The sequence below is a fragment of the Pseudomonas sp. PS01301 genome (assembly GCF_029960215.1).
Classification (GTDB): domain Bacteria; phylum Pseudomonadota; class Gammaproteobacteria; order Pseudomonadales; family Pseudomonadaceae; genus Aquipseudomonas; species Aquipseudomonas coleopterorum.
In genome coordinates, this window is sequence record NZ_JASCPM010000006.1 from 125,176 (window position 1) to 150,963 (window position 25,788).

Genomic DNA, 25,788 nt, shown 5'->3' on the forward strand with positions numbered 1-25,788 from the left:
TATGACCACTGGCAATGTACAGGTCGCTACGGCTGCTGCATCGACGAATGCGGCGAGTGCACGTCCAACCACGGTGCGCTGGCGGATATTCCTGCTGCTACTGCTCCTCTCGGCGATCAACTACATCGACCGCGCCTCGCTGTCGGTGGCGCTGCCGCTGATCTCCGCTGATTTCAACATGACGCCGGCGCTTGAAGGATTGATGCTCAGTGCGTTTTTCTGGTCGTATGCATTGATGCAGATTCCTGGCGGTATGCTGCTCGACCGCTTTCAGACCCGCAACATCGTCGGCATCGCAACCGTTGGCTGGGGGCTTTTCCAGGCCCTTGCAGGCGCCGCACACAATTGGGTCACCTTGCTGATCACGCGTATCGGGCTGGGCGTCGCCGAGTCGCCGATCATGCCCGCCGGAGCCAAGCTCAACGGTGCCTGGCTTACGCCCAACGAGCGTGGGCGCGGCGCAACCCTGGTCGATGGCGGCGCACCACTGGGTACTGCGTTCGGCGCCATTCTGATCGCAGGATTGATCACCTGGCTCGACTCGTGGCGCATCGCGTTCGTCATTGCCGGCGTTGGCACCATGGTCGCCGGGATATGGGCCTGGTGGTACATCAGAAACCATCCAAGTGAACACCCCAAGGTAAACGCCGCAGAGCTGGCTTACATTACCGAGGCCAATAAAGCGGCCCGAAAAGCTACGGGTGGGCGCAAAGCGGTCCTCAAGGAACTGCTCAAAAGCCGTTCGGTGCTGGCCATGTTTGCCGGGTATGCCTGCTACAACAGCGTGTTCTACGGGCTGCTCACCTGGATGCCGAGCTACTTGCACAAAGCTCACAACCTGGACATCAAGGCCATGGGCGGTGCGACCTTTCTGATCTTCATGTGCGGTTTCATCGGCGAATTGTTCGGCGGCTGGATCTCCGACAAATGGAAAGCGGCCGGCGGCCAACCTAATACCGTCATGCGCAGCATGTTCGCAGGTTCTGCAGCGATTGCCGCCATCTGCATTCTCGCCGTGGCTTACAGCAGCGACGCGCTGACCGTGATTTCGCTGCTGTGCGTGGCGCTGTTCTTCATTCGCTGGTGCGGCATGTACTGGTGCCTGCCAGCCATCCTCGGCGGCCAGTCCAAAGCCGGCGTGCTTGGCGGAAGCATGAACTTCTGCGGGAACATGGTCGGCGTGATCGTACCCATTTTGATCGGCTTGATCGTGCAATACACCGGCTCGTACTTCCTGGCACTGATTTTCTTCGTGGTCATGGCGTCGGGATTGATGCTTTTCTCCAGCCTTATCGATTATCGCGAGCGTGGATTGGCGTGAGCTGCCCTGCAGGCTCCATTCCCATTGCGCCCATTGCAAAAGCGAGGCAACCGTGATGCAACTCATAACTACAACAGGCAGCGAAACTGCTGCCAATGCCGTGATAAGACTCAACACGCTGGACGATGTGTTGATTGCGCGGCAACCGCTGGTCAAAGGTCTGGTGCTCAACGAAGGTATCGAGGTGTTGGAGCCTGTGCCTTCTGGACACAAAGTGGCGGCTCGGCCTATAGCCGTGGGTCAGCCAGTGCGCCGTTACGGGCAGATTATCGGTTTCGCGAGTCAGCCAATCGCCGCCGGACAACACGTGCACGTCCACAACGTGGTCATGGGCGATTTCTCTCGGGATTATGCCTTCGGTGTCGACGCCAAAGGCAGACCCTCGCCTACAGAAGCAACGTTCATGGGAATCGTACGCGCCGATGGCCGCGTGGCGACACGCAACTACATCGGCATCCTGACATCCGTCAACTGCTCGGCGACCGTGGCACGGGCTATTGCCGACTATTTCCGCCGCGACATCCACCCGGAAGCATTGATCGAGTACCCCAATGTCGACGGCGTCGTCGCACTGACCCACGGTGTGGGCTGCGCGGTGGACCCCGGTGGCGAGGCCTTGGCCATGTTGCGCAGGACGCTGGGCGGGTATGCCGTTCACCCCAACTTCGCCTCGGTGCTGATGATAGGCCTGGGTTGCGAGACCAACCAGATTCCGGATCTGCTGGCGGCCCAGGGCCTGACCAGCAGCGATTCGCTGCGTACATTCACCATTCAGGGCACAGGCGGCACGTCCAAAACCATTGCCAGCGGCATCGCCCAGGTCAAGTCGCTGTTGGCCGAAGCCAACCAGGTCAACCGCGAGCCAGTCAGCGCCAAGCACTTGGTCGTCGGCCTGCAGTGCGGTGGATCGGATGGATACTCCGGTATCACGGCCAACCCCGCATTGGGCAATGCAGTCGATCGTCTGGTGGCCGCAGGAGGCACCGCCATTCTGTCGGAGACACCAGAGGTGTATGGCGCCGAGCACCTGCTGACCCGCCGTGCCGTAAGTCGAAGCGTCGGGGAAAAGCTCATCGCACGGATTCAGTGGTGGGAAGCCTATTGCAAGCGCATGGATGCCGAGCTGAACAACAATCCTTCAGCAGGCAACAAGGCCGGTGGTTTGACCACGATTCTGGAAAAGTCCCTGGGAGCGGTGGCCAAGGCAGGCTCCACCGACCTGGTGGATGTCTACGAATACGCGGAAACGGTCAAGGCACACGGCTTGGTGTTCATGGACACGCCCGGCTATGACCCTATCTCGGCCACCGGCCAGGTCGCAGGCGGGGCCAACCTGATTGCCTTTACCACCGGGCGCGGTTCGGCGTATGGCTGTGCCCCCTCGCCCTCGATCAAGCTGGCCACCAACAGTCGTCTTTGGGAAACCCAGGAAGAAGACATGGACGTCAACTGCGGCGGGATTGCCGACGGTTCCATGACCATCGAAGAACGTGGCGAGTACATCTTCCGGATGATGCTGCGGATCGCCTCGGGTGACAAAAGCAAAAGCGAACAGCATGGCTACGGCCAGAACGAGTTCGTGCCATGGCAGATCGGTGCGATCACTTGAGACTTCGAGTGCGCTTCGACAATCCGGCCACCACCGCTCGGCAGGGCACGGTGCCGCGTTCCGAAGCGGTTTTCGACACGTCCCCAATCATCAAATCAGGAGCCCTGACATGACCCGGATTATCGGTCTGAACTACATCGGCGGACAGCGACTGGGCGCCGGCAGCGTGCAACTGCAAAGTTTCGATGCGACCACGGATGAGGCGCTGCCAGGCCATTTCACACAGGCCACGCAAGGGGAAGTCGACGCGGCTGCCAAAGCCGCCGCCGATGCCTACCTGCGCTATCGTAATCTGCCCGCCTTCCGGCGCGCTGACTTCCTGAATGCAATCGCCGACGAACTGGACGCCTTGGGTGAGGATTTCATCGCCACCGTGTGCCGGGAGACGGCGTTACCCACCGGGCGCATACAAGGTGAGCGTGGCCGCACCAGCGGGCAAATGCGGCTGTTCGCCAACGTGCTGCGACGAGGGGACTTCTATGGGGCGCGCATAGACCGCGCCCTCCCGGATCGAAAACCATTGCCCCGTCCAGATCTGCGCCAGTTCCGAATCGCTGTGGGGCCGGTTGCCGTGTTCGGCGCGAGCAACTTTCCGTTGGCCTTCTCCACGGCCGGTGGGGACACCGCTTCTGCGCTGGCGGCGGGCTGCCCGGTGGTGGTCAAGGCCCACAGCGGCCACATGGCCACCGCCGAATGGGTCGCGGACGCGATCATGCGTGCCGCGCAGCGCACCGATATGCCTGCCGGAGTGTTCAATATGATCTATGGCGGAGGCGTTGGTGAATGGCTGGTCAAGCATCCGTCCATCAAAGCTGTGGGGTTTACCGGCTCTCTCAAAGGTGGCAATGCCTTGTGCAAGATGGCTGCGGAGCGTTCCCAGCCGATTCCGGTCTTTGCGGAAATGTCGAGCATCAACCCGGTGATCATTCTTCCCGAGGCGCTAAATGCCCGTGGCGAGACCATCGCCAGCGAACTTGCGGGTTCGGTCACCTTGGGGTGCGGGCAATTTTGCACGAATCCGGGGTTGATCATCGGTGTGCAATCAGCCGGTTTCACCGCCTTCCTTGAGCGCTTCACGGCGCAAATGAAGAGGCAAGCGGCTCAGACCATGCTCAATATCGGTGCTTTGGCAAGCTACGGCAAGGGACTGCAACACTTGCTGGCCCACTCAGGCGTAAAACAGCTGGCGGGCAGTCCGCAACAAGGTAGACAGGCCCAGCCACACTTGTTCAAAGCGGACGTCAGCCTGCTGCTGGAGCGTGATGAACTGCTTCAAGAAGAAGTATTCGGGCCCGCCACGATCGTCATCGAAGCCGCCGATGATGCGCAACTAGGTGCTGCGCTCGATGGTCTGCGTGGGCAATTGACCGCCACCGTTATCGGTGAGGCCGATGAACTGTTGAGATATCGATGGCTGACTGAGCTTTTGCAGGAGAAAGTTGGCCGGATTCTATTGAATGGCTACCCCACCGGGGTTGAAGTGACTGACACCATGGTGCATGGCGGACCCTACCCAGCGACGTCGGACGCGCGCGGGACGTCGGTGGGGACATTGGCCATTGATCGGTTCCTGCGCCCGATCTGCTTTCAGAATTACCCGGACGCCCTGCTGCCACCGGCGCTGCAAAACGCCAACCCTTTGGGCATTCAACGGTTGATCGATGGGAAACATACCGATGTAGCACTTTGACGGTCAGGTCGAGCCGGCAATAAGAACCGCCTGTCCAAGGCGGTGCTTGTCAGGGCTGCCACGCCTCATGGCGCGATGAAACGGTCCTCGCCCACCACAATATCCTGATAGGCATCCTCTGCCTCGGCATGCTGTGCAGCCCATACCCGATAAGTGCCTTTGCCTATCTTGAAGCAACCTCCATCAGGTCCTTCCTCGTACCTGGCGAACACCCGTGGTTCCAGTTCCAGCTCGGCAATACTGTGCTGCCCGGCATCCAGGTCAACTTTGGCGAACCCCGCCAGCCTGCGAACGAAACCCTCTTCGCCCAGCCTGGCCACGTAGCACTGGACGACCAACTTGCCCGCCCGCTTGCCGCTGTTCATAACCTGCACAGACGCCTTGATGTGCTCCCCGTATGCCACGTTCAGGCCGGAAATCTCATACTGGGTATAGGACAACCCAAACCCGAATGGGAACAATGGCTTGAGCCGCTCGCGCGCGAACCAGCGATAGCCGACATCCGAACCATCAATGTCGTAATCGATCGGAATGATGCCGCCCTTGCGCGGCATACCGGGGTTGGAAGTGGTGGTTTCGGGGTCTATCTGCTCGGGTCTGGGCAATTGGGCTTCGCTGGCTGGGAAGGTCAGCGGCAGACGGCCGGAGGGATTGACCCTGCCAAACAGCACCCCGGCGATGGCAGCCGCGGCGCCTGAACCTGGGTACCACGCCGCCAGAATCGCACCCACCTCATCTTTCCAGGGCATGAGCACCGGCCCGCCGGACTGAATGACCACGACGGTAGCTCTGTTTGCCGCTGCGACCGCGCCAATCAGCGCGTCCTGGTTACCCGGCAGACCGAGGCCTACGGCATCCAGGCCTTCGGAACGCCACTCCTGAGCGAATACGATCACCACGTCGCTGCGGCCGGCCTCGACCACCGCTCGGTTGATGTCGCTACCGTCGAGGAAGGTCACCTCCTCGGCTGAACTTTCCTCGGCGATGGCGGCGACCAAAGGAGCAGGTTGATAGACCTTGTCCACACCAACACCCATGATCGTAGTGCCTTCCTTCTTCAGGCTGCCCAGCGGCGTGACGGCCGAGGATCCGCCACCACAGAGCACACCGTGGTCAGCGTGCTCACCGATGACCAGTATCCGTTTGCGCTTCAGCGGGATCGGCAACCACCCGGCATCGTTCTTCAGTAGCACGATGCCTTCTTCAGCCTGACGTTGCGCGATCAGCTTGTGAGCGCTGAAATCGATCGGCTGAGGCTTCGACTCAGCCCCGGCCTGGTCGAGGATACCCACTGCCAGTAGGCTGGTGAGGATCCGGGTGACCATGTCGTCGATACGCGATTGCGGCACCCGGCCGTCTGTGACTGCGTCGCGCAGAGCCTGGCCGAAATACTCCTGGTCGTCCAGGTTGGCGCCCGACTGCACATCGAGTCCGGCCAGCGCGGCCTTGACCGTGGAATGGGTCGCGCCCCAGTCAGACATCACCCAGCCTGGGTAATGCCACTGCCCCTTGAGTACGTGGTTCAGGAGAAACTCGTTCTCCGACGCGTAGTCGCCGTTGATCAGGTTATATCCCGGCATCACCGCGCCAGGGCTACCCAACTCGATGGCGATCTGGAACGCAAGGAGGTCCGATTCGCGCATGGCAGGCTCCGACAGATTGGAGCTGACCATCACTCGCCCAGTCTCCTGCCCGTTGGCGATGAAATGCTTCACCGTGGACACCACACCCTGCGCCTGGATGCCGGCGACCGAGTGGCCACCTATTACACCGGAGAGCAGTGGATCCTCGGAAACGTATTCGAAGTTTCGGCCGCAGCGTGGCTCACGGATCAGATTGATGCCGCCCGCCAATTGCACGTTGAATCCTTTCGCGCGCGCTTCGCGACCGACCAGAGCGCCGCTTTCATAGGCCAACCGGGTGTTGAAAGACGCACCCAAGGCCAATGAACTGGGCAAGCCGGTGGCGTGATCGCCCGGACGCACATTACCGATGTTACTGATGCCAAGGCTCGCGTCAGCCTGCTGCATGGCCGGGATGCCCAGGCGCGGGATGGCTGGGTAATAAGCGGCGGAGCCAATGGCACCTGCAGGCTTCTGCGTGTCCCCGACGGGAATGGCCATCGGGCCGGACAGCCAGGAAAACTTCTCGTCTTCGCTCATTTCGGCGACCAGAAGCTGAGCCTGCGCACGCAGGGTTTGAGCATCGACAAAGATGGCAGGGTGCAAACTGTTCTGCGGTGTACTTTTCATAAGGCGAATTCCAACTGGCCTTCCAGGCTTGCAGGGTGAATGTGGTGAGCCGTTTGAAGGTGGCTCGATGGCCCGATTGAATGCCTAGGCGTGCCCCGCATCACTCGCAGGATCTTCACCAACGCACCGGGCATTTTAGATTGCCGGCAATGACGGACTTAAAAAGTGACCGTAGTGAAGAAGAACCGTTTCAGCTAATTTCCAGCGATTTGTCTGCGATTCAGTCGGTGCAACGCTTTGAGTGCTCAGCACTGCATTATTTCCGGGACGCACGTGTCAGTGCTGCTGTGCCTGAAGCGTAATCAATACCAATCGTCTACGTTCTGCAGTGGTACAGACACGGATGCAAGGGCGGTCGTGTTGCGCACTCGAAGCACCGCGATTGATGACAATAAAGTCACTGGTATTGTGCGGTTTGACCGGCTTAATCGCCCGCACTGAACGACGTAGCATGAATCCGTCCAACCGACGTCTGCCGACCTGCATCGGCAGCCTGCCACTGCAAACGAGAGTGCCCCATGAATACGGAAAAACGCCTCAACATCATCCACGAGTCGAAATCATACTGGCGTGTGGTGTTCAGTAATCCGCCGCTGAACCTGTTCGACCCCTCGACGTTCGCCGAGCTGAATGTATTGATGGACGACATCGAGCAAGACGAAGATCTGAAAGTGGTCGTGTTCGAAAGCGGCGACGAGGATTTTTTCATGAATCATCATGACGTCGAAAACCGCACCACGGTTCCAGACCAGCCTGGTGCCATGCCCTTCTTCGGGAACTGGCCGCGTTTCGTGACGCGTCTGGCTCAATCTTCCGTCATCAGCATCGCCAAGGTGCGCGGACGTGCTCGCGCGCAGGGCTTTGAATTTGCACTTGCCTGCGATATGCGTTTCGCTTCCAGGGAACGTGCCCGGTTTGCGCTGATCGAGGTGGGTGGATCATCGATTCCCGGTGGCGGCGGCGTGGAGTGGCTGAGTGCGCTGGTGGGCCGCTCGCGTACGCTGGAGATCGTCTGCAGCTCCGAGGATTTCGATGCTGACATTGGCGAGCGTTACGGTTTCGTCAATCGGGCGCTGCCAGATGCCGAACTGGATGCTTTTGTCGATGCGCTTGCGACCCGGATGAGTCGCTTCGAGAAACGAGCACTTGAAACCGGAAAGAAAATGGTCAACGGACGGGCGGGGGTTCCGTCGGAAGGCGACTTGTGGACGTCCAATCATATTCTTCAGGGTGTGGATCTGTGGCCTGAGGCGCAAGATGCCTTCAAGCACATGCTCGATGCCGGACTGGGCAAGGTCGGTGATTTTGAGCTCAATTTTGCCGAGCGCCTTGGCGACTTGCCTCCGCGGTGAACGCCTTTCCAGTACGTATGAAGGCGGGCCGGTCTGGTGGCCGGCCCGCAGCGAGGTTTCGAGCATGAGCGCTTATATGATCTATGTCCGTGACAGCATCACGGATCCGGCCGAATTCGCGAAGTATGAGGAACTGGCCCCCGCGGCTTCGGCAGGCCATCCAGTTACCCCTCTGGCATTTTACGGTCGAGTGGAAACACTGGAGGGCCCGTCTGTCGATGGCGCGGTTGTCGTTGAATTTCCATCGATAACCGAAGCGAAAGCGGCCTATGAAAGCCCCGTGTACCAGAAGGCACTTGAGCACCGCTTGCGCGGTGCCAAGTACCGAGTATTCATCGTCGAGGGCATTGCGCCCTGATCGATGCTTTTGTAACACCCAACCAGACTGCGGAACCGCTCGTGCGGCCGGTTCCGCAGCGACTCAGCCCTGAGCGGCTACCGAAACTTCTCGCCAAGTCTCCCAAGTGGCCATGCGCTTTTGTTGGGTGGCCGACAACTCATCTATAGCCGTACCGCCCAACGCAATACGCAACGGTGGTTCCTGGCTGTCCACCACCTTCAAGATGGCGTCGGCGGTAGCTTGAGGGTTGCCCATGGCGTAATTACTGAACGCTTCAGCCAGTCCTTCACGTACAGGCTGATAGACCGCTAGCGGCTCGGAGTATCTGGCAGACGAGGAATCGTTGAAATCGGTTGCGTAGCCCGCGGGTTCGATGAGTGTCGTTTTGATACCGAAGCCAGCCGTTTCCTGTGCCAGCGCCTCAAGCAACCCTTCGACGGCGAATTTGGAAGCGCTGTAGATGCCGAAACTGGGAATCGAGAACACCCCCAAGACACTGGAAACTGCTAGAAAATGGCCGCACCGTTGATCACGAAACAAAGCGGTGGCGGCCTGTGCGAGCCAAAGCGTTCCGAAGAAATTGGTCTCCAGTTGTGATCTGGCTTCAGCCTCGCTGACCTCCTCTACCGCACCCTGATGACCGTAACCTGCGTTGCTCAACACTACATCGACTCGCCCGAACTGTTCCTTGGCCTGCGCTATAGCGTCGAATACCGCTGTGCGATCAGTGACGTCCAGTCTTATTGGCATTACAGCGTCGCCAAACCGCTCGACGAGGCTTGCCAAGCTATCGATATTTCTCGCAGTGGCAGCCACCTTATCGCCGCGCACAAGTGCCGCCATCGCCCATATTCGGCCAAAGCCGCGGGAGGCGCCGGTGATGAACCATACTTTTGCGGATGGGTTTGCCTTCATGGGTCTGATGTCCTCTAAGCGTGGTAACTGAAAGTTGTTGAAAGTCACTTACCTGCGGGCAAGTCTTGTATCGATCAGTAACGCCTGCATGTTAGCGAGTTGACTCCAGGCCTATAAGATCGCTAAGGTGAACAACACTAGTGACAGCCAAGTCATCAATAGGAAAGCAGCGCGTGGAAACCTTGGGTGGTATCGGGATTTTCGTAGAGACAGCTCAAACTCAGAGCTTCATCGCCACTGGCCGGCAGTTGGGTATCTCTGCTTCGGCTGTCAGCAAGAGTATTTCCAGGTTGGAAGAGCGCGTTGGCGTTCGGCTTTTCCAGCGCAGTACTCGCACGGTCAGGTTGACCATCGAAGGCGAAGTATTTCTGGAGCGCTGCAAGCGTATCCTCAGCGAGATCCAAGCCGCTGAAGATGACCTTTCGGCCATGACTCAGTTTCCTCGCGGGCGTTTGCGGGTGGGCCTGGCACTGGCCGCAGGCCTGCCATTGCCGTGTCTGGCCGCATTCATGGAGCGATACCCGGAAATCGAGCTCGATCTGGACTTCACCGATCGCCTGGTAGACGTCATCGACGAGGGTTTCGATGTCGTCATCAGGGGCAGCGACCTCAGCGATTCACGCCTCATGTCTCGGCCTCTTGGCCCCTATCGGCCTTGCTTGGTGGCCGCTCCCGGTTACCTGGAGAAGCAGGGTCGTCCTAGCAAACCATCAGACCTGATGGAACACGCTTGTCTGCATTACCGCTGGCGCAACTCCGGCAAACTGTACCAATGGCCGTTCAAGAAAAAAACGTCTCAGCACAATGGCGTCGCGCTGCCGATCGCCATGGTCTGCAGCGATCTCGAAGCGCTGCTGTACTTGACCATCGCTGGTCGTGGTATCGCCTGCCTTCCTGACTTCGCCGTGAAGGATGCGCTAGCCGAAGGGAGTCTCGAGTTGCTGCTTGATACGCATCTGACCGGTGGCGGCACCTTTCACGTTGTCTGGCCCAGCAGCAGGCAGATGGCACCCAAGGTGCGCGTTTTCGTCGACTTCATGGTCGAGCATTTCGCCACTGGCCTTGTGCAGAAGAAAGCCTGACCGACTCAGACCAAAGATCTCGTCACGCCACACTTGTCTCTTGCCTTGTCACTGCATACGGACACGGCCACGCGACGTTCCGCCGCGCACCGGCAGCCACACCGCCTCGAACTAAATCGCTTCAGCTGAACCAAAGTTCAGATCGTTCAAGTTCCCGAAGCCCACCTGCATGTCCACTGACCACGCTTACCATTTCACCGAGGACCAGCGCCCGAACGTTGCCGGTGCGCCCTATCTTCCGCCGCACACCCTCGGCCGCAGGGTGGCCTATGTGATCGTTGCGCTGCTGATGAGCCTGTCAGGCACGTTCGGCAACAGCTTGATCACCGAAAACCTGGCGCAACTGGCCGGCGGCTATTCGGCGTATTCAGCCCAGATGGTCTGGCTCACCGGGGTGTTCGTCGGCGTCGGTGCCTGCAGCAACCTGTTCGTGATCAAGGGGCGGCAGCAGTTCGGGTTGCCGCTCATGCTGTTCGGCGCCCTGGGGCTCTACGCGCTGGCCGCGGCGGCGGATGTGCTGTTCGCCAATCTGACTACCGCGATACTGTCCCGCGCTGCGAACGGGCTGGCCACCTCGACGGCGGTGGCTTCAAGTGTGTATTACCTCATGTCGGCGCTACCCCAGAGCAAACGGATTCTGGCGGTGGCGACGCCTATCGCCTGTGTTCAGTTGGCTCAGCCACTGGCACGCCTGGTGCCGGTCGACTTTCTCATTGCCGACGGCAACACCACTCTGCGTCTATTGGTGCTGCTGATACCTGTCCTGCAGATCGTGATCTTGGCCCTGAATCCACTACCACCCACCTACCGCATCAAGACCTTCGAGTGGGTGGATCTGATCACGGGTGTGTTCGTGGCATGTGGCGCCGTCATGTTGGGATGCGCGCTGGCTACCGCGTCCACCTATTGGTGGAACGACGCGCCATTCGTTGGCGAGTTGATGCTGGGCGCCGTACTGACCATCGGTGCAGCCCTGCTGGTCGAGGCGTGCCGCAAGCGTCCCGAGATCGACATCGGCTGGTTGAGCAATCGCCATATTTGTACGTTCATGGGTATCGCGCTGCTGGAACGTGTCTCGCTGGCGGTGCAGACCAGCAGTGTGCCCGGCCTGTTCGCCCTGCGCAGCCTAAACAACGATCAGTACCATGCCCTGTTCGGCTGGGTGTCCGTGGCGATGCTGGCAGGCATCGTGATCATGCTGGCGACGTTGAACCCGCGTTCGTTGCTGTATCAGATGGTCGCCGCGCTGGGCTGCATTGCCATGGGCGCGCTGCTGGCGTGCTTCAGCAACGGCTCGGTTCGCCCGCAGGATCTGATCGTGTCCCAGTGCCTGATCGGCTTCGGTGCCACGCTGTTCGTCGGCCCGGCGCTGCTCTACAGCGTCTCGCAGGTACTGAAGCAGGGTCCGCAGGTACTGGTGCCGACCGTGTTGATCTTCGCCGCCACACAGAACCTGGGCAGTGTGATTGGCTCGGCCCTGCTGAACAGCGTCCAGTATGCGACGCAACGGTATGCGATCTCCGGTTATGCCAACCGCCTGAGCGCAACCGATCCGCGCGTCGATCCGTCAGCGCTTTCCACACTGACCAGCGAGGTGAGCCGCCAGGCCAGTGTGATCGGCTACCTGAACAGCTTTCGCCTGGTACTGGTGATTGCACTGGCCGCCACGCTGGTGGTGCTGGCCGCCGCCGCTTATTCCAGCTACTCCAATCGCCATCCAAAGAGGAAACCCACGTGAGCAAGGACTCTCCTTCCGAATCGTCACCGTCCGAGTCGTCCGACGATACCTGGAAGCCTGCCAAGCCCAGCCTGATCCAGCTCGGTGCAATTGCCCTGGTTGCGTTGCTGGCGGTGACGTTGGTGCTTTACATATGGCGTTTCTTCCCCTTCAGCGATGACGGTCCCTACACCGATAACGCTTACGTGCGTGGCTATGTCACGACTCTGGCACCGGAGGTGTCCGGGCACCTCACCAACGTGCTGGTCAAGGACTATGAAACCGTCCACGAAGGCCAGCTGCTGGCGCAGATCGACCCTGCCAGTTACGCCGCCAGTGTCGAGCAGGCGGTCGCCGACCTCGACGCCGCCAAGAGCGACCTGGCCAATAATGCCCAGTCTCAAGCGTCCGCCGTGGCGACCTTGAGCGCACGCCAGGCGGCACTCGGCACCGCCAATGCAGAATTGCTTCGCGCCCAAGGGGATTACGCCCGTAGCGAAGCGCTGGTCAAGGAAGGTGGGGTGTCCATCCAGGAGAGGGACACCGCGCTGGCGGCGTTGCGCAGTGCCAAAGGCGCGCTTGCCGAAGCGCAGGCCAATATCAAGGTGGCGCGCGCCGACGTGCGTACCCAAGAGGTGGCGGCACAGGGGTTGAGTGCCAAAGTGCAGCAGGCCAAAGCGGCGCTGGACTCGGCCCGGATACAGCTCTCCAGGACACGAATCGTGGCGCCGGCCGACGGTCAGCTCGGCCGTGTCGAATCCCATGTGGGACGCTACGTCGGCGCCGGTACTGCATTGTTCAGCCTCGTCGAAACGGACCGCTGGGTGATTGCCGATTACAAGGAAGCGCAGACCCATGGCATCACCCTCGGTCAGACCGCGCATTTCGAGGTCGATGCCCTTCCCGGCACGACGTTCAGCGGCATCGTTGAGCGGATGGCACCGGCCACCGGCCTGGAATTCTCGGCAATGACCGCCGACAACGGCACCGGTAATTTCGTCAAGGTGCCCCAGCGCCTGGGTGTACGCATCGCCATCGATCGTGATCAGCCGCTGTTCGAGCGCCTGCGGCCGGGTATGTCGGTGGAGATAAGGGTGGATACTGATAGCAGCGAATGACCCGAAGATCATGCGCACCGGATGTTCGGCGCGCAGGATCAGGCCCCGGACAGAAGCTGGCTCCTGCGGAGCAGTCAACTCATCCAGTTGCCACCGTCGACGTTGTAGGTTTGCGCAACGATGTAATCGCTCTCCGGGCCAGCCAGGAATACCGCCATCCCGACCAGGTCTTCGGCCGTGCCCATTCGGCCGAAGGGAACTTCGAGGCCAACCAGGCGTTTCTTTTCGCCCCGAGGACGGTTCTCGTGCTTGGCGAACAAGGCATCGACACCATCCCAATGCTCGCCGTCCACGACACCGGGGGCGATGGCATTGACGTTGATCTTGTCTTTGATGAGGTTGAGTCCTGCCGACTGGGTCAGGCTGATCACCGCCGCCTTGGTCGCGCAATAGACACCCACCAACGCCTCACCTCGGCGACCGGCCTGGCTGGCCATGTTGATGATCTTGCCGCCATGCCCCTGCGCGATCATCTGCCTGGCGGCGGCCTGGAGCGTGAATAAGGTGCCGCTGACATTGATGGCAAACAGCTTGTCGTAGCTGGCCCTTGTGATCTCGGTGATCGGCGCCAGATCGAACAGCGCCGCGTTGTTCACCAGGATGTCCAGCTTGCCGACCTGGGTGACCACCGCCGCCATGGCGGCATCGATGGATGCCTGGTCGGTGACATCCATTTCAACCGCATACGCCTGCGGTCCCAGTTCGGCGGCGGTCGCCCGGGCACGTTCCAGATCGATGTCGGCGATCGCGACCGTGGCGCCTTCGTGAATGTACGCTTGGGCGAATGTACGACCGATGCCCCGTGCCGAACCGGTAATCAGGGCGCTTTTTCCTTCGAGACGTTTCATTGGGTCTACCTTGAGAGTAATTTGTTGGCGGTGCTGGTCGCTCCTACAAGGATCGTGCAGTACCTGTAGAGCGGTCAGTGGCCGCGAAGGCGTCCATGAAATCACCACTTACCTGTGCGGCGGTGACCGCCGGCGTCGGGCCGGCGGGTATCGTGGGCGGATTACTTCTTGGGGTAGCCCGCGCGCTTCATCTCGCGTTCGGTAGTGGACTGAGCAGATGCCAGTGTCTGATCCACCGACATCTGGCCGGTCAGCGCTGCAGTGAACAGCTTGCCCACGGAGGTGCCGATCGACTGAAACTCCGGAATCACCACGTACTGGATGCCCACGTACGGCACCGGCTTGGCTGACGGGTTGGAAGGATCGGCGTGCTTCATCATCTGCAAGGTGACTTCGGCGAATGGGGCCGCCTTCAGGTAGGCATCACTGTAGGTCGAAAGGCGCGTGCCAGGCGGAACGTTGGTGATGCCATCCTTCTCGGTGACCAACTGGATGTAGGCTTTGGACGTTGCCCAGGTGACGAACGTCTTGGCAGCCTCCTTGTGCTTGGAGGTGGCGGGAATGGCCAGCGACCAGGCGTACAACCAGGACGAGCCTTTGTCGGTGACCTCGGTGGGCGCAGGCGCGAAGCCCACGCTGTCGACCACCCTGCTCTGCTCCTTGTCGGTGGTGAACGAACCCGCCACGCTGGCATCCACCCAGATCGCACACTTGCCGCTGTTGAACAACGCCAGCGTTTCGTTGAAACCGTTGCTGGATACGCCGGGAGGGCCGTATTTCTTCAGCGTATCGACGTAGAAATTCGCCGCAGCTTTCCACTCTGGGCTATCGAGTTCGGGCTGCCATTGCTCGTTGAACCAGCGCGCCCCAAAGGCGTTGGCCATGGTGCTGAGCAATGCCATGTTTTCACCCCAGCCAGCTTTGCCTCGCAGGCACATGCCGTACTGATCCTTGGACGGCTCATTGAGCTTGGCGGCAAATTCACCCAATTGCGACCAAGTCGGTTTTTCTGGCATGGTCAGGCCCGCGGCCTTGAACAGATCGGTGCGGTAGTAGGTGACGGTGCTTTCGCCATAGAACGGCAACGCGTAGAGGGTATCGTTGACCGAAAGACCCTGGCGGACCGCAGGGAAGATGTCATCGACATCATAGTCGGCCGGCAGATTCTGCATGGGCTCCAGCCAGTTCTTGGCCCCCCACAGTGGTGTCTCGTAGGTGCCGATGGTCAACACGTCGAACTGGCCACCCTGGGTAGCAATGTCGGTTGTCAGGCGCTGGCGCAGCACGTTCTCTTCGAGAACAACCCAGTTGAGCTTGATATCGGGATTCTGCTGCTCGAAGATTTTCGACAGCCGCTGCATGCGGATCATGTCGCCGTTGTTGACCGTCGCGATCGTCAGGGTCTCGGCAGCATGGCTGGCGAAGGCGACTGACAGACCAGCCGAAAGAATTAGCGCAGGGGTAATCTTCATGGGGCTCTCCGCTCCAGGCCGATTCGACCGGAGCTGTTATTGTTGTTGTCGACCATCGCCGCGCGGATCGTGCCGTGGCCGCAGCGCTGTACGAGCCGATTAGATCACCCCCCAATATTCCCGCTCAAACGAATGGCGAACGTCGTTTCGATACTTTTTTGACCGTCCTATCCATCGACGCGTGCGATCAAAAAACTATCGAACAGGCGCACCGCAGGAACTAGCTGCTCAGGGCAGACTCAGCGTATGGTGCGTGAATTGGAGCCGCTGTACCCGATCCGCACCACAAACAAAAAGGGGCACTCGATGCCTGATAACCGCGCTGCCCTGTTCGAGCATCGGCCAGCCGATCTCGAGGTCATCCTGCCTGGCCCTGACCAGAGTTTCCGCTGGTATGAGCACGACTACCCCTACGAGCTCGCCCGCTGGAACCATCATCCCGAGTATGAAATCCATCTGATCCGAGCAGGCAGCGGCAAGCTTCTGGCGGGTGACTACATTGGCCCCTTCGGCGCAGGGCATGTGGCCCTGATCGGGCCGGACCTTCCCCATGACTGGATGGGCGACGTTGCGCCCGGTGAACGCATCTGCGGCCGTGACGTGGTCCTGCAGTTCGATGGCGCCGCCCTGCTCAACCTGCGTGGCTCGCTGCCTGAACTTTCAGAGCTGAACGGCCTGTTGGCACAGGCACGACGCGGCATCGAATTTACCGGCAGCACTGCCTTGCAAGCGGCCACCTTGCTGGAGGGCATTGGTAAAGCCGAAGGGCTGCAGCGGCTGATTGCGTTCCTGCAATTGCTGTCCACGTTGGCCAGAGCGCCCAAGCGCGACGTTCGAGTGTTGGCCAGCGCCTTTTACTCGCCATCGCTGGACGCACGCAGTTCGCAACGTATCAATCAGGCATTCGACTACCTGATCAACGAGCTCACGACCGATCTGCGCCTGTCGACCATCGCCGCGCGCGTCGGCATGAGCGAGGCAGGCTTCTCGCGCTTCTTCAAACGCATCACCGGCCACGGTTTCATCGACCTGATGCGCAAACTCCGAATCCAGCGCGCGTGTCGGCTGCTCGTCCAGACCCAGCTCTCCGTGGCGGAAATCTGCTTTGAAGTGGGCTACGAAAATGTCTCCAACTTCAATCGCCACTTCCGCCACGAAATGGCCCAGACGCCCAGTGACTATCGGCGCACTCGGCCGCACGCTCTATAGCGACGCGGGCAAGCTTGCGGTTTGTTCAATGGTCTGTACCCAAACGAACCCTTCCTCCTGCGTAGGGGGTTCGAGCATCTGGAACACGCTGTTCAAGGCTTCCTCGGGAACGCGCTTGTCAGCAGTGCGTTGGGCATTCCGGGCTCGGGCAAGCTCCAGGGAAGCCTTGACGAATACGGCGATGACTGGAACCTGATGCGTGCGGGCAATGGCGAGCAGCTTTTCCCGGTGCCGTTGTGCAGGTAGCGCCGCATCGAACACCACTGCCCGCTCACCCAACCGGCCATGATTCTCGGACACCCAGCGAGACTTACCCGCCCCCTGCACGCCCATCACCAGATAAACATGGGTGCCTTTGGCCACTTTCGACAGCACTTCGTTCAAGCGCGCATAGGCGAGCTCCCACGCACGACGATTCCTTTCCGGCGTGAACTGCCTGCCGGACTCGGTTTCCAGATAATCATCGGGATTGATCACTATTGGAAGACCGGCGCCGCCGCCATTGGTGTTATGGAATTGCTCCTCGGATCCGAACGCACAGACATGGGTCAGGCCCGACAGGGCGAAAGTTCGTGTCATTGAAGATGATACCTCCCATGAGCGGGACAACGTTGCGTTTAAATGTACAGAAAGCATGTACAAAAAACATGCCGTCCCGACGCCCATCAAATCGGCGAAGCATCTCCTGTCTACTGTCCCAAATCCAATATCTGAACCACACTTTGTTTCGCCAAACACACCTAGCCAGGTCAACGTGCTGTGGCGCTAATAGGTCCGCTCGCCAACTACCACTTCATTTCCCCCTTGGCGACCTTGGCGCTGAGTTCCAGTGACGACTCATCGCCCAACGCCGGGTAATGCGCCTTCATCGCCGCGACCAATGCATTCGAGTCCTTGGCTTTGACTGTTTCGGCATCGAAAGTTTTTATGTAGTCCGCCGTGAAGCGTGCCGCGTCGATTGACTTGCGTTCACCGGGCAGAAAGTGGCCGGGGATGACGGTCACAGGTTGGAGTTTCTCGATATGGGCCAGCGTGGCCAGCCAGTCGGCGTGAGATTTCGCACTTTGTGTGTCGGCCATCCAGACGTGGATGTTGTTGGAAAGCACGACGCCGCCGAGTACCGTTTTGGTTGACGGTATCCAGACGAAGGTATGCTCGGGCTGCGGGCCGTCCAGGCCGATGATCTGCAGCTGTCGACCTTCCAGTTCGAGACGGTTGCCTTCCAGCACCTGCGGCACGATGAGTTTTCCTGGAGCACCGTCCCCCATTTGGGGGCCCCAATAGGCCAGCTTGCTGTCCTTGGTTTGCTTGATGTGCGCGACGGTCTGCGCGGTCGCCAGCACTCTTGCCTTGGGAAAGGCCTCGGTGATGGTTTGCAGGCCGAAGTAGTAATCGGGATCGCCGTGACTGATGTAGATGGCAGCCAGTGTTTTCCCGCTCTGGTGGATGCGTTTGACCAGCTCTTCGGCCTGCGGCCGGGCAAATTGTGCGTCGACCAAAACGGCTTCTTTCTCGCCGGTGACGATTACCGAGGACACCGGAAAAATCGCCTCCGGGCCCGGATTGTAGACCTCTACGCGCAGAGGTTCTGCGGCCATGGCCGCGCCTGCGCCTCCCAGCAGGATCAGGCTGGCAAACACACGTCGTGCGATGAAGTGGATCATGGACATTCCATCTCGAAGGTTTAGGTGGATGGAGGTTAGATGAGATTTATCGCTCGAAAAACAGTAGATTTGCTGCATATTTGTTTCGAGAAATAGATCTAATCATGGATAAGTTGTTGGCGATGGAAGCCTTCGTCACCGTCGTGGACTGCGGCAGTCAGACGGCTGCCGCCGATAAGCTCGGGCTCTCACGGCCGGTTATTTCCAGGTTTCTGGCCGAGCTTGAGGACTGGACAGGCGCCAGGCTCATGCACCGCACAACACGGCGCCTGACCCTGACCGCAGTGGGCGCGCAAATGCTTCCACTGTGCCGACGAATGCTCGACCTGGCCGAGGACATGCAGGCGATCGCGACTCATCCCGAAGACGAGCCCGAAGGGCTGCTGCGCATCACGGCCAGCACCTCGTTCGGACAGGCCCAGCTCACTGGGGCCGTCACCGAATTCGTCGCACGCTACCCCAAGGTACGGATCGACATGCAACTGCTCGATCGCACGGTCAATCTGGTCGACGAGCGCGTGGATCTGGCGATTCGCATCACCAACGAGCTTGACCCCAACCTCATCGCACGGCGCCTGACCACCTGCCGCTCGGTGATCTGCGCCGCGCCCAGCTATCTGAAAACCCACGTTGAGCCTAAAACGATCGAAGACCTTTCCCTGCATAACTGTCTGACGCATTCCTATCACGGCAGCAGCCTGTGGCACTTCACCCGCGACGGGGAGCCCAGCAGTGTTGCGGTCAATGGCAATGTCAGCACCAACGACTCCGTCACGACCTTGCAGGCCGCCTTGTGTGGGTCAGGCGTTGCGCTGTTGCCGACCTACCTGGCAGCGCCCCTTGTTCGCAAGGGAGAGTTGGTCGCCCTGCTGCCCGACTACCAACCCATGACGTTGAGCATTCATGCCGTGTATGCGTCTCGCAGGCATGTATCGGCGGTATTGCGCGCGATGCTGGACTTTCTGGTCGGACGGTTTCCGGAAGAGCCTGCGTGGGATAGCGCAGTGGACGCACGCTAATCGTTAATAGCGAAAATATGATCTGCTACATCGCAAAGTGTTGAATCACTGTTGCCCAGCAAACAGTACTTCAATATATAGCTAAAACTCAGCTCGCTATTCCACCACCGAAGTTGCAGCAGCATTTATATTTCTATTCAATCTAAGCACGCCTTGTATGGCGGCGGCTTCAACACACTATCGCTGCTCTTTGTGTCGGATCCCTGCGCGCTAATACAGCACTCATCTTTCAGTGCGGCAGGACCGACCTACTTCTTATCTGGATCTCGGATACCAACAATGGCCAAACAGCTTCAAATTCTCGACGGCGGTATGGGCCGTGAGTTGTCGCGCAATGGCGCACCGTTTCGGCAGCCGGAATGGTCGGCACTGGCGTTGATCGAGGCACCTGAATATGTGCGGCAGGCCCACGACGCTTTCATCAAGGCCGGTGCGCAGATCATCACGACCAACAGCTACGCCGTGGTGCCCTTTCACATCGGCGATGCGCGCTTCGAACGCGACGGTGCGGCCCTGGCGCGCCTGGCGGGTGCCATCGCTCGCGATGCGGCCGATGCCAGCGCGCAGAGCGTTCGGGTTGCGGGTTCGTTGCCTCCCGCGCTGGGCTCGTATCGTCCGGATCTGTTCGAGCCGGTGCAGGCGGCCAGGATTCTTCAGGTGCTGATCGATGCCCTGAGTGATCAGGTCGATCTGTGGCTGGCCGAGACCCAGAGTTCCATTGCCGAGGTGCGGCTGGTCGCCGAGTTGCTCAAGGACGACCCACGGCCGCGCTGGTTTTCCTTCACCCTGGATGATGCACTCAATGCTCAAGGCAAGGCTCAACTGCGATCCGGGGAAAGCATCACTGCAGCCGTCGCGGCTGCGACGCAGCTGAACGCGGCGGCCATTCTGTTCAATTGCAGCCCGCCTGAAGTCATGAGTGCGGCCCTGCTCGAAGCGGGCGCCCAGAGCAATTCCGCGCTGGGCATCTATGCCAACGCCTTCGAACCTTCCGATCAGAAACGTGGTGCCAACGTCGGCCTCAGTGCGATGCGGCGGGACACCGAGCCGAGCAACTATCTGCGTTGGGCTCAGGAGTGGGTCGCCCAAGGGGCAAGTATCGTCGGCGGTTGCTGTGGCATCGGCCCGGAACACATTCACGCGCTGTCGACCGCCCTGGTTGACGCAGACCTTGCCCCCGCTGCACAGGATGCCTTGCATGTTTGATCGTCGTTCTTTTATCAAGGGCACCGGCGCGGCGGCCATGACGGCGGCGATGGCCTCTGCTTGGCCTTTGCGAGGCTTCGCACAGGACAGCCTGGAACCGAAAAAAGGCGGGCACCTGGTGGTCGGGTTGGACAACGCCTCCACCACCGACCGCCTCGACCCTGCCTTCTGGTTCGAAAGCTGGATGTACGTCACCGGCAGCCAGCTGTTCAACGCGCTGGTGGAAGTCGATGACACCGGAGCCATCGTTCCCTCACTCGCCGAATCCTGGTCCAGCGCCGACGGTGGTCGCAAGTGGGTGTTGAACATCCGTAAAGGCGTGCAATTCCATGACGGCCGGTCGTTGAGCGCAAAGGACGTTGTGTGGTCGCTCAATCATCACCGCGACGAGAAATCGTCGTCGCCCGTCAAGGTGTATCTGGAGCCGGTCAGGGACCTGCGGGCCAGCGCCGAGCACGAAGTCACCATCACGCTGGCAGATCCGAACGTCGAGTTCATCGCATTGCTTTCGGCGGTCCATTTCGTGATCACTGCCGAAAACGAACCTTTCGAAAAAGCCATCGGTACCGGGGCCTTCATCCTGGAAAACTTCCAGCCAGGCGTGCGCATGCTGGTCAAGCGCAACCCCAACCACTGGAACCCTTCCCGCGGCCACGTCGATTCGGTCGAAACCCTGGCCATGAATGATTCGACCGCAAGGGTGGCGGCGCTGGTCAGCGGTTCGGTGCAGATCATCAATCGAGTCAACCCACGCATTGTCGGCCGCATCGAAAAGATGCCGTCGATCCAGCTGATCCGCGACAAGGACAGCCAGATCTTCACGCTGCCGGGCCTGGCCAATGTCGCGCCGTTCGATTCCCTTGATGGGCGGCTGGCGCTCAAGTACGCCGTGGATCGGCAACAGCTGATCGACACGGTGCTGGGCGGTTATGGCTCGGTGGGCAACGACAACCCGGTCTTCCCGTCGAATCGGTATTTCGCCAAGGACATTCCGCAACGGCCCTACGATCCCGATCGCGCGCGCTTTCACTGGCAAAAGGCGGGCTTCGCCGGACCGCTCACGCTGCACGCGGCAGACGCCGGCTTTCCGGGGGCGGTGGATGCCGCTCAGTTGTATCAGCAGTCGGCGCAGAAAGCCGGCATTCCCCTGGCCATCGAGCGCGTACCGAACGACGCCTTCTGGACCGATACCTGGCTGAAGAAGCCATTCTGCACCTCCAACTGGGGCGCGCGGCCCACTGCCGATGCCCTGCTGTCCATGGTGTTCACCAGCAATGCGCCGTGGAACGAATCGGCCTGGCGGGTCCCGGCGTTCGATCAACTGGTCAAGGCTGCGCGCGGCGAAACCGATGAAGACAAGCGCCGCCAGATCTACCATGACATCCAGCTGATGCTGGTGGATCAGAGCAGTGAAGTCATCCCGCTGTACGCCGACGCGCTGGCGGCCACGCGCAGCAATGTAAAGGGCTTCAAATCGGTGCCTGGGGTGCCGCTGAGCGGCAACCGCGCCGCCGAAAAAGTCTGGCTGGAAGGATAGCCATCATGCCTGCGACATTGCCGGTTAGCGTAGGCGCAGAAGGGCAAAGCGTGTTGGCGAGCATGATCGTGCGACGGCTGGCGGTCGGCCTGGCGATGCTGCTGGCCACTTCGCTGTTGATCTTCATCGGCCTGAACCTGCTGCCCGGCGATACCGCCACCGCGATCCTCGGTCAGTCCGCGACCCCTGCGGCCATCCAGGCGCTGAAGCAGCAACTGGGGCTGGATCAGCCGGCGGGCTGGCGGTATCTGCACTGGTTGGGCGGAATCCTGCAGGGCGATTTCGGCATCAGCCTGACTTCACGGGAAAACATTTCCGTCGCGCTCTCGGAACGGCTGCAGAACACCTTGTTCCTGGCCGGCAGCACGGCGCTGGTGGCGGTGCCCCTGGCGCTGCTCATGGGTCTGGTTTCAGTCCGCTTTCACGGTGGCTGGATCGACGGACTGCTGAACCTGTTCAGTCGTATGACCGTGGCCTTGCCGGAGTTTTTCTCAGGTTATTTGCTGATCTTCGTTTTCTCCATGACCCTTGCCTGGCTGCCCAGCAACAGCAGCGTGCAACTGGGCATGCCGTTGTCGGAGCGGTTGCTGGCGATCGTGCTTCCCGGTGCCACGCTGGTGCTGGCCGTGCTCGGCCACATGAGCAACATGACCCGCGCAGCATTGCTCAGCGCCCAGCGCAGCAGCTATGTCGACACCGCCGTGCTCAAGGGCCTCTCGCCGATGCGGGTGTTGTGGTGCCATGTGCTACCCAACGCCTGGGGACCGATCATCAATGTCATCGTGTTGAACCTGGCCTATTTGATGGTGGGTGTGGTGATCGTGGAGAACGTTTTCGTGTATCCCGGCCTGGGCCAATACCTGGTCGACAGCATCGCCAAGCGCGACGTGCCCGTCGTACAGGGCTGTGCATTGGTCCTGGCGGCCATCTACATCCTGCTCAATCTGTTCGCCGATGTGATTGCGCTGTTGACCAATCCCCGTCTACGCCACGGAAACTAGTCCATGCTCGCTCCAAGAATCGTTCACCTGCCCGGCATCGTCGGATTGATCCTGTTCGTGGTTGTCGCCCTCCTCGCGCCCTGGCTGGCGCCTCACTCCCCCGATCAGGTGATCGGCTCCGCATGGGACCTGCCGTCGGCGCTGGCACCGCTGGGCACCGACAACTTGGGTCGCGACCTGCTGTCACGGTTGATCTGGGGTACGCGCACATCATTGTCGGTGACCGCCGCTGCGGCGGTGGTGGCCTTCGTGTGTGGCACGACGCTGGGTTTCATCGCCGGCGCTGCAGGGGGGTGGATCGACCAACTGATCTCGCGGGTCAACGATGTGCTCATGGCCATACCGACGCTGGTTCTGGCGCTGGTCATTCTGGCAACGCTGCCCAAGACCCTCGGCGTGATCATTCTGGTGCTCGGGGTGCTGGAGGCCACCCGTATCCTGCGCGTGGCCCGTGCCGTGGCCGTGGACATCGCCGCCATGGAGTTCATTGATGTGGCGCGCATGCGCGGTGAGCGCCTGGGCTGGATTCTGTTGCGAGAGATTCTGCCCAATGCGTTGCCGATTCTGATTGCGGAGTTCGCCCTGCGCTTTGTGTTCATTCTGCTGTTTCTTTCCGCGCTGTCGTTCCTGGGTCTCGGTATCCAGCCACCCACCGCCGACTGGGGCGGCCTGGCCCGTGATAACAAGGACGGCGTCCTGTTCGGGGTCTGGGCAGCGCTGGTACCCGGCGCGGCGATCGCCGCGTTGGCGCTGTGCATCAATAGCCTGGCCGACTGGCTGCTGGGGACCAACACCCGCCAATGGGGAGCGCGCAACCATGGTTGATTTCACACCGGTTGCAACGGCGCCGCTGTTGCGTGTCGAACAGCTGCGAATCGCTGCCAAGGGCGAGCCTGGACGGCTTTTGGTCGACGACGTCTGCTTCAGCCTTGAGGCAGGCGAAGTACTGGGTTTGATTAGCGAATCGGGGGCGGGCAAGTCGACCATCGGGCAGGCTCTGCTGGCTCATCTGTGCGAAGGCATGGCAGTTGCTGGCGGACGTATCCTGTTCGAAGGGCGCGACCTTCTGCATCTGTCGGAACCTGAGTTGCGCCGGATTCGCGGCAAACGCATTGCCTACGTCGCTCAATCCGCCGGATCGGCGTTCAATCCAGCCCTTACCATCGGAGCCCAGGTGATCGAGGCCGCGCAGCTGCACGGGCTGATGGACGCTCAAACCGCCAAGGCGCGGGCACTGGAGCTGTTCGCTCAGTTCTCGCTGCCGCAGCCTGAGGCGTTCTTTTCACGCTACCCGCACCAGGTCTCGGGTGGGCAACTGCAGCGGGCGATGATTGCCATGGCCCTGTGCAGTTCGCCGCAGTTGATCGTTTTCGACGAACCGACCACGGCACTGGACGTCGTCACCCAACTGGGGATTCTGCAAGCGATCGCTCAGGTGATTCGCCAGGCAGGTGTTGCGGCGATCTATATCAGCCACGATCTGGCAGTGGTCGCACAACTGGCTGACCAGATCATGGTGCTGCGTCATGGGCGATGTGTGGAGCATGGCACCACCGAGCAGATCCTCCAGCGTCCGGCGCAGGGCTACACCCAGGATCTGCTCAGCGCCGGGCGCGCGGGTCGCACCTTGGGTAGCACAGATGCCGCAGCAGCTGAGCTGCTGGTCATCCGCTCGCTGACCGCAAGTTACCGGCAGCGACCGGTGCTCGACGACCTCTCATTGAGCCTTTGCCAAGGACGCACGCTGGCGCTGATCGGTGAATCCGGATCAGGCAAGTCGACCTTGGGCAGAGCCATCTGTGGCCTGCTCGGCGACGTGGGCGGGTCGATGACGCTCAACGGCCAGCCGTTGCCCCCAAGCCTGAGTCGGCGGACCCGTGAGCATCTGCAACAGATCCAGATGGTCCATCAGATTCCTGACAACGCACTCAACCCCAGACTCTGCATCGGCGATCAACTGGAGCGCGCCGTGCAGACATTCACCAGGCTGAGCCGACCGCTACGGCAACGGCGCGTGGCCGAACTGCTTGAACAGGTCGGCCTGCCTGCGGACACTGCGAAGCGACTTCCGCACACCCTTTCCGGTGGGCAGAAACAACGCGTCTGCATCGCCCGCGCCCTGGCTGCAGAACCCGCTCTGATCATCTGCGATGAACCGACCTCGGCCCTCGACCCACTGGTTGCCCTGGACGTGTTGGCATTGCTGCGACGGCTGCAAACTGAAACAGGCGTGTCCTATCTGTTCATCACCCATGACCTGCACGTCGCCAGGGAAATTGCCCACGAGGTCGCCGTGCTGCACGACGGACGCATTGTTCGGCACGGCCGTACGGCCGAGGCCCTCAGCGCACCGCTGGACGACTACACCCGGCGCCTGGTCGAAGCCGTGCCGCAGATGCGGCAGGACTGGTTGATGCAAATGGCCGGGTGACTGTT

General features: G+C 60.5%; 21 protein-coding genes. 15 read left to right on the forward strand and 6 right to left on the reverse strand.

All coding sequences use genetic code 11. The features are described 5' to 3' along the window. Position 1 precedes the first annotated feature (1 nt). The 3 genes from QMX89_RS05085 (at position 2) to QMX89_RS05095 (ending at position 4,620) form a co-directional block, all read left to right on the forward strand. Positions 2-1,321 (forward strand): MFS transporter, encoded by a 1,320-nt coding sequence (locus QMX89_RS05085; RefSeq protein WP_282347261.1) that lies wholly within the window; start codon positions 2-4, stop codon positions 1,319-1,321. 55 nt (positions 1,322-1,376) lie between these two features. After that, positions 1,377-2,930 carry an altronate dehydratase family protein gene (locus QMX89_RS05090; RefSeq protein ID WP_282347262.1) on the forward strand — a complete coding sequence of 518 codons (1,554 nt, stop codon included), beginning with the start codon at positions 1,377-1,379 and terminating at the stop codon, positions 2,928-2,930. Between the two features lie 109 nt (positions 2,931-3,039). Next, complete coding sequence (locus tag QMX89_RS05095; RefSeq protein ID WP_282347263.1) at positions 3,040-4,620, forward strand: aldehyde dehydrogenase (NADP(+)); 1,581 nt, start codon at positions 3,040-3,042, stop codon at positions 4,618-4,620. Between the two features lie 65 nt (positions 4,621-4,685). On the opposite strand, the gene QMX89_RS05100 is transcribed toward QMX89_RS05095, so the two are convergent. Further along, on the reverse strand, positions 4,686-6,872 hold the full coding sequence (locus tag QMX89_RS05100) for a beta-glucosidase (RefSeq protein ID WP_282347264.1): 2,187 nt from the start codon (positions 6,870-6,872) through the stop codon (positions 4,686-4,688). A gap of 518 nt (positions 6,873-7,390) precedes the next feature. On the opposite strand from QMX89_RS05100, the gene QMX89_RS05105 reads away from it, so the two are divergent. Continuing rightward, on the forward strand, positions 7,391-8,224 hold the full coding sequence (locus QMX89_RS05105; protein WP_282347265.1) for an enoyl-CoA hydratase/isomerase family protein: 834 nt from the start codon (positions 7,391-7,393) through the stop codon (positions 8,222-8,224). A gap of 64 nt (positions 8,225-8,288) precedes the next feature. Beyond that, positions 8,289-8,582 carry a DUF1330 domain-containing protein gene (locus QMX89_RS05110; RefSeq protein ID WP_282347266.1) on the forward strand — a complete coding sequence of 98 codons (294 nt, stop codon included), beginning with the start codon at positions 8,289-8,291 and terminating at the stop codon, positions 8,580-8,582. Between the two features lie 63 nt (positions 8,583-8,645). Here QMX89_RS05110 and QMX89_RS05115 read toward each other — a convergent pair whose 3' ends face one another. Further along, positions 8,646-9,479 carry an SDR family NAD(P)-dependent oxidoreductase gene (locus tag QMX89_RS05115; RefSeq protein ID WP_282347267.1) on the reverse strand — a complete coding sequence of 278 codons (834 nt, stop codon included), beginning with the start codon at positions 9,477-9,479 and terminating at the stop codon, positions 8,646-8,648. A 173-nt stretch (positions 9,480-9,652) separates the two neighbouring features. Between QMX89_RS05115 and QMX89_RS05120 the strand changes: the two genes are divergently transcribed. From QMX89_RS05120 to QMX89_RS05130, 3 genes are all read left to right on the forward strand, one after another. Continuing rightward, positions 9,653-10,561, forward strand: coding sequence for a LysR family transcriptional regulator (locus QMX89_RS05120; protein ID WP_282347269.1), 909 nt, complete (start codon positions 9,653-9,655; stop codon positions 10,559-10,561). A 169-nt stretch (positions 10,562-10,730) separates the two neighbouring features. Continuing rightward, positions 10,731-12,299, forward strand: a complete 1,569-nt coding sequence (locus QMX89_RS05125) for a hypothetical protein (protein WP_282347270.1) — start codon at positions 10,731-10,733, stop codon at positions 12,297-12,299. Next, positions 12,296-13,396 carry an HlyD family secretion protein gene (locus QMX89_RS05130; RefSeq protein ID WP_282347271.1) on the forward strand — a complete coding sequence of 367 codons (1,101 nt, stop codon included), beginning with the start codon at positions 12,296-12,298 and terminating at the stop codon, positions 13,394-13,396. The genes QMX89_RS05125 and QMX89_RS05130 overlap by 4 nt, the downstream gene beginning before the upstream one ends. Positions 13,397-13,470: 74 nt before the next feature. On the opposite strand, the gene QMX89_RS05135 is transcribed toward QMX89_RS05130, so the two are convergent. Next, entirely contained in the window at positions 13,471-14,244 is a 774-nt protein-coding gene (locus QMX89_RS05135) for an L-iditol 2-dehydrogenase (protein WP_282347272.1), read from the reverse strand. Between the two features lie 161 nt (positions 14,245-14,405). After that, complete coding sequence (locus QMX89_RS05140; RefSeq protein ID WP_282347273.1) at positions 14,406-15,716, reverse strand: sugar ABC transporter substrate-binding protein; 1,311 nt, start codon at positions 15,714-15,716, stop codon at positions 14,406-14,408. 306 nt (positions 15,717-16,022) lie between these two features. Here QMX89_RS05140 and QMX89_RS05145 point away from each other — a divergent pair, with 306 nt between their 5' ends. Next, positions 16,023-16,925, forward strand: a complete 903-nt coding sequence (locus QMX89_RS05145) for an AraC family transcriptional regulator (protein ID WP_282347274.1) — start codon at positions 16,023-16,025, stop codon at positions 16,923-16,925. On the opposite strand, the gene QMX89_RS05150 is transcribed toward QMX89_RS05145, so the two are convergent. Further along, a complete protein-coding gene (locus tag QMX89_RS05150) occupies positions 16,920-17,504 on the reverse strand; it encodes an AAA family ATPase (protein WP_282347275.1) in 585 nt (194 codons plus the stop codon). The genes QMX89_RS05145 and QMX89_RS05150 overlap by 6 nt on opposite strands. Before the next feature lie 206 nt (positions 17,505-17,710). Beyond that, complete coding sequence (locus QMX89_RS05155) at positions 17,711-18,589, reverse strand: MBL fold metallo-hydrolase (protein ID WP_282347276.1); 879 nt, start codon at positions 18,587-18,589, stop codon at positions 17,711-17,713. Between the two features lie 104 nt (positions 18,590-18,693). Between QMX89_RS05155 and QMX89_RS05160 the strand changes: the two genes are divergently transcribed. The 6 genes from QMX89_RS05160 to QMX89_RS05185 all read left to right on the forward strand — a co-directional run bounded on the left by QMX89_RS05160 (position 18,694) and on the right by QMX89_RS05185 (position 25,783). Then, entirely contained in the window at positions 18,694-19,608 is a 915-nt protein-coding gene (locus QMX89_RS05160) for a LysR family transcriptional regulator (protein WP_282347277.1), read from the forward strand. A gap of 279 nt (positions 19,609-19,887) precedes the next feature. Next, positions 19,888-20,814 carry a homocysteine S-methyltransferase family protein gene (locus tag QMX89_RS05165; RefSeq protein ID WP_282347279.1) on the forward strand — a complete coding sequence of 309 codons (927 nt, stop codon included), beginning with the start codon at positions 19,888-19,890 and terminating at the stop codon, positions 20,812-20,814. Next, the gene (locus QMX89_RS05170; protein ID WP_282347280.1) at positions 20,807-22,351 is read left to right on the forward strand and encodes an ABC transporter substrate-binding protein; all 1,545 of its coding nucleotides are present in this window, start codon (positions 20,807-20,809) and stop codon (positions 22,349-22,351) included. Before QMX89_RS05165 ends, QMX89_RS05170 begins: the two co-directional genes overlap by 8 nt. Positions 22,352-22,356: 5 nt before the next feature. Beyond that, positions 22,357-23,352, forward strand: coding sequence for an ABC transporter permease (locus QMX89_RS05175; RefSeq protein WP_282347281.1), 996 nt, complete (start codon positions 22,357-22,359; stop codon positions 23,350-23,352). Positions 23,353-23,355: 3 nt separating this feature from the next. Beyond that, entirely contained in the window at positions 23,356-24,177 is an 822-nt protein-coding gene (locus tag QMX89_RS05180) for an ABC transporter permease (protein ID WP_282347282.1), read from the forward strand. Then, the gene (locus QMX89_RS05185) at positions 24,170-25,783 is read left to right on the forward strand and encodes an ABC transporter ATP-binding protein (protein ID WP_282347283.1); all 1,614 of its coding nucleotides are present in this window, start codon (positions 24,170-24,172) and stop codon (positions 25,781-25,783) included. The genes QMX89_RS05180 and QMX89_RS05185 overlap by 8 nt, the downstream gene beginning before the upstream one ends. Positions 25,784-25,788 lie beyond the last annotated feature (5 nt).